General features: G+C 39.9%; 1 protein-coding gene. It reads right to left on the reverse strand.

The genetic code is table 11. The annotated features are described in order from the left end of the window. Nucleotides 1-192: 192 nt before the first annotated feature. Complete coding sequence (locus tag BFU02S_RS15975; RefSeq protein WP_066372815.1) at nucleotides 193-723, reverse strand: GNAT family N-acetyltransferase; 531 nt, start codon at nucleotides 721-723, stop codon at nucleotides 193-195. Between the last annotated feature and the right edge of the window lie 177 nt (nucleotides 724-900).

Genomic DNA, 900 nt, shown 5'->3' on the forward strand with positions numbered 1-900 from the left:
GATTTGAGTGATTTCCAAAACGATTGTATTCTATTATTCATAATTGTTTGTATAAGATTAATATAAAAACTCGAGAAGAGATTGAACAACTCTTTAAATAACTTGTAACTATCGGGCAGCCTGAGTTCAACAACAAAGGTAGTGTATTTTTAGAGGCGTTAAGCAGTAGTGCTTTGGGTTACTACTGCTATCTTACCCAGACCTCTCCAAAGAATAAAAACAGTCGTTCACCCACTTGCCATCGATTTGAGTATTTTCGGGGATGATTTCATCCAGAATCATCCCAGCTTTCTCCAAAACGCGGCGTGATCCTTTATGCTCTTCAGAACAAACCGCAATAAACTTTTTGAATCCTAGAGTATCCGCGCAGAAGTCAATTATGAGTTTAATTGCTTCGGTAGCATAACCCTTGCCTTTGTATGCTTCCAGTATTATAAAGCCAATTTCCGCAGTGGGTTTCTCAAGGTCACGGGTGCAGATACTGATTAGTCCAACGTTGTTACCAGAGGCAGTTTCATGGATTATCCATGTTAGCCAATGTGTGGATTCGATGCTCCACGGAGCGAGTTCCTTTTCAAAATTATTGCGGATTTCTTCATCGCTCTTTACTGTTCCGATGTGTTTCATAAGTGTAGGGTTGGAATAGATCGAGTGGATTAGTTCCCAATCGTGTAAAGCCAGTCTTGTGAGAGTCAGGCGTGCGCTAAGGATTTGTTTATTCATGGTATCCTCCATTGGAGACAATATCGTATTCGATGGGATGCATCCTAGGGATTGATTGTACAGCGAGTACTAGATGGATCGTACTAAGAAAATTATATCAAAAATCCTAAAAATTTGAAATTCTTTATTACGCTTACGGGTGCTTTAGTTGATCAGCTGCGATTCTGGTCGGCTTAA

It is taken from the genome of Neobacillus fumarioli NBRC 102428, assembly GCF_001591485.1.
GTDB lineage: Bacteria > Bacillota > Bacilli > Bacillales > Cytobacillaceae > Neobacillus > Neobacillus fumarioli.